Genomic DNA, 3,188 nt, shown 5'->3' with positions numbered 1-3,188 from the left:
GTTAAATTCCCTTGTTTCCACCACCTCCAAGCCGTTCGATAACTTATTCCTGTTTTTTTTGCCTAGTCTGATAGTTTCGTGTTCACATATTACCATGGCTGGCTATATATGACTATATTTGTATTGAAACTTTACAATACTCCTCACTTACAGCTTTTCTCAGATACATGAGGTTCGTTCTTGCATCTGAAATACTTGATTAGCAAGAATGAGCTTGTGCTTCACCTTTACGAGAAAGGCTGTCATACTGTTCACTAAAAACTCACATCTGGTCACTGATAACTGATCACTGATCACTGATTCAAGACTGACTGCCGTTGATCAAAGTAATTACCGTCACTTCGGGGGGACAAAAAAGACGACCAGGAAAATAGGTTCCTAAGCCTCGATTGACATATAATTGATTTTCCCCAACTCGGTGAAATCCCTCGGACCATTGCCAGTATCGGACTACTCTGCTAAACTGCCGGTGAAAGGGAACCCATTGACCATAGGGTTCTGGCAGCGATCGCCTAAGTTTCTCTAAAATTATCGGTAGGGAACCGATACCGGGGATAGTCACTTGACCTCCGTGGGTATGACCGGATAACTGCAAATCCACGCGCCAATCCCTTAAAAGCATGGCTGTATCGGGATTGTGGGAAAGGACGAGTCTGGGTATATCGGGAGAAATTTGCTCGAGGATTTGCGGTAAAAATTCCCCGGACCAATAATCGGCCAATCCGACAATGGGAAAATTTTCGCCGTAGGGTGTGGCGATTTCATTCCAGAGTACCCGAATTCCCACGCTAGTTAGGGCTGATCTGACCGTTTCCCTTGCCTGCGGAAGATAACTGTCATGATTTCCTAAACAAGCATAAATACCCCCTTGACTTTTGAGAGCTTTTATGCTCTCGACTAGGGCAAAAATCGGACTAGGACTATAGGTAATAAAATCCCCCGTCAGGAAGATGAGATCGGGTTTTTCCTGATTAGTAATGGCGATCGCTTCTTGCAGGACAGCTACAGGCAAATGCTGTTCATCGCAGTGCAGATCTGACCACTGCACCAACTTGATCCCTTGCAGAGCTGCCGGTAAGCTGGCAATTGCGATCGTTAATCTTTCTACCTGTAAGGATTCTAACCAAAAGGGTCGCATCGGTGAGCCATGGTCGGTGAGTAGTTACCAGTCTATCAATTATTTGCCGATGGGGATGCTTCCGCAAACATCCCCCTCTTAGCCATTAGCCTTGGAATTTATCGATAATTCTCTCCATAGCGGCCTCGACGTTGGCACGACTATTAAAAGCCGATAGCCGGAAATAACCCTCTCCGGCAGCCCCAAAGCCAGATCCGGGGGTTCCCACCACATTACAGGTGTGCAGTAGCTTATCGAAGAAATCCCAACTCGATAGATCCTGGGGCGTTTTTACCCAGACGTAGGGCGCATTTACACCGCCATGGACTTCTAAACCAGCAGCGGTTAATTTTTCTCGGATAATTGTTGCATTTTGTAAATAAAACTTGACAAGTTCTTGTACTTGTGCTTTTCCTTCCGGGCAATAAACCGCCTCGGCCCCCCGTTGGACAATGTAGGAAACGCCGTTAAATTTGGTCGATTGCCGACGATTCCACAGTTTCCAGAGTTGCACATCCGTCCCGTCGGCAGCTTTGGCCATGAGACTTTGGGGAACCACGGTTAAAGCGCAACGAGTCCCGGTAAAACCGGCATTTTTGGAAAAAGAGCGAAATTCGATCGCACATTGCCGCGCCCCCTCGATTTCGTAGATGGAATGGGGTAAACTGGCATCGGTGATAAAGGCCTCGTAGGCCGCATCAAAAAAGATAATCGATCCGTTTGCCCTAGCATAATTGACCCAAGCTGTCAAGTGTTCTTTGGTAGCCGTGGCCCCGGTGGGATTATTGGGAAAACAGAGATAGATTAAATCGACTTTTTCGGCTGGAATCTGGGCAGTAAAGTTATTTTCGGCGGTAATTGGCAGATAAATCAGTCCCTCGTATTCACCGCGGTCGTTGGCCTCTCCCGTGTGTCCAGCCATAACATTAGTATCAACGTAAACGGGATATACTGGGTCAGTTACGGCGATCGAGTTATTATCCCCAAAAATATCGAGAATATTGCCCGTATCGCACTTAGAACCGTCGGAAATAAAGATTTCATCGGCACTTATATCACAACCGCGAGCCTGAAAATCATTGACGGCGATTTTCTCCCTTAACCAAGCATAACCCTGTTCGGGCCCGTAACCTTTAAAGCTAGAGCGATCGCCCATTTCCTCCACCGCTTTAATCATTGCCTCCCGACAAGCTCGGGGCAAAGGTTCGGTGACATCCCCAATCCCCAGACGGATAATATTAGCATCGGGATGGGCTGCCGCAAAAGCTTGGACTCGTCGGGCAATTTCCGGAAAAAGATAACCCGCTTTTAGTTTTAAGTAATTACTGTTAATGGTTGCCATAATTCTTCTCGTTTCAGTCGCAACCTTTAATTTTATAACAGTTTCAGGGACTAGGACTGGGTGTGGCCTGTTGTCTTTCGATATACAATCAGATAAAAACCTCTTAATAATTGACATTAGTATGGGTGAATCAAAACGTCGTCAATCGGCCCTGGGTGATAAATATGGACAGGAAGAAAATATCCTGCCTTGGCTACCGATTACCAAAAGTCAAGCGGCCCAAGCTTACAAGTTAACCACTAGGGGTGCCTGGATTGGTATAGGAGTTTTAGCCGGCGCTTGGGTAGTTATTCGCTTTGTCGGGCCGGCCTTCGGTTGGTGGAATGTCCAATGACTGGTTAAGGCTGCATCAGTTATCAGTTAGCTGAGTATCACTTAATTCTCTGCCATTATTATCGAAAATTGTCTCAAAGCTCTCATTTTTAAGCTTTTCTTTCAGTTGCTCTGGGTCATTGCGATCGCCGTAGATCTGTCGTACTCCGGCAACTGGAGCGGGTTTATTGCCACGAATGAACATCGGATTTTAGCAGGTCAAAAGCCTTATTTTAAAAGGTTTTTACCATTATTCAGCAACCCCTAATTAGGGTTTGCTGAAAAAGTTTTTCGGTGGGGGTAGGAGTCAGGAGTCAGGAGTCAGGAGTCAGGAGTTTCAGGCTTTGTTGCCCTTGTTTTTTGTACCAAGCGATGTACTATAAGAAGGATAATGCAAGGTTTTTGAAAGTCCCAATC

3 protein-coding genes and 1 pseudogene are annotated in these 3,188 nt (G+C 46.0%); 1 reads left to right on the top strand and 3 read right to left on the bottom strand.

Features of this window, described 5'->3' with window-relative positions; genetic code table 11:
* Positions 1 to 301 precede the first annotated feature (301 nt).
* Both IM319_RS08360 and IM319_RS08355 read right to left on the bottom strand, forming a co-directional pair.
* The gene (locus IM319_RS08360; RefSeq protein WP_287684225.1) at positions 302 to 1,138 is read right to left on the bottom strand and encodes a metallophosphoesterase; all 837 of its coding nucleotides are present in this window, start codon (positions 1,136 to 1,138) and stop codon (positions 302 to 304) included.
* A gap of 85 nt (positions 1,139 to 1,223) precedes the next feature.
* Positions 1,224 to 2,459 (bottom strand): LL-diaminopimelate aminotransferase, encoded by a 1,236-nt coding sequence (locus tag IM319_RS08355; protein WP_287735273.1) that lies wholly within the window; start codon positions 2,457 to 2,459, stop codon positions 1,224 to 1,226.
* A gap of 121 nt (positions 2,460 to 2,580) precedes the next feature.
* Here IM319_RS08355 and IM319_RS08350 point away from each other — a divergent pair, with 121 nt between their 5' ends.
* Positions 2,581 to 2,793 carry a DUF2839 domain-containing protein gene (locus tag IM319_RS08350; RefSeq protein WP_286825267.1) on the top strand — a complete coding sequence of 71 codons (213 nt, stop codon included), beginning with the start codon at positions 2,581 to 2,583 and terminating at the stop codon, positions 2,791 to 2,793.
* Between the two features lie 30 nt (positions 2,794 to 2,823).
* On the opposite strand, the pseudogene IM319_RS08345 reads toward IM319_RS08350, so the two are convergent.
* Positions 2,824 to 2,976, bottom strand: a pseudogene (locus IM319_RS08345) (NAD-dependent epimerase/dehydratase family protein); the annotation flags it as partial.
* Positions 2,977 to 3,188 lie beyond the last annotated feature (212 nt).

The organism is Microcystis sp. M113S1 (assembly GCF_020246945.1).
GTDB lineage: Bacteria > Cyanobacteriota > Cyanobacteriia > Cyanobacteriales > Microcystaceae > Microcystis.
This window is presented reverse-complemented; position numbering and strand designations above follow the sequence as displayed.

Bases quoted from the DNA above. Each gene is read 5' to 3' on its own strand.
- IM319_RS08360 (WP_287684225.1), bottom strand. From the start codon at position 1,138: ATGCGACCCTTTTGGTTAGAATCCTTACAGGTAGAAAGATTAACGATC.
- IM319_RS08355 (WP_287735273.1), bottom strand. From the start codon at position 2,459: ATGGCAACCATTAACAGTAATTACTTAAAACTAAAAGCGGGTTATCTT.
- IM319_RS08350 (WP_286825267.1), top strand. From the start codon at position 2,581: ATGGGTGAATCAAAACGTCGTCAATCGGCCCTGGGTGATAAATATGGA.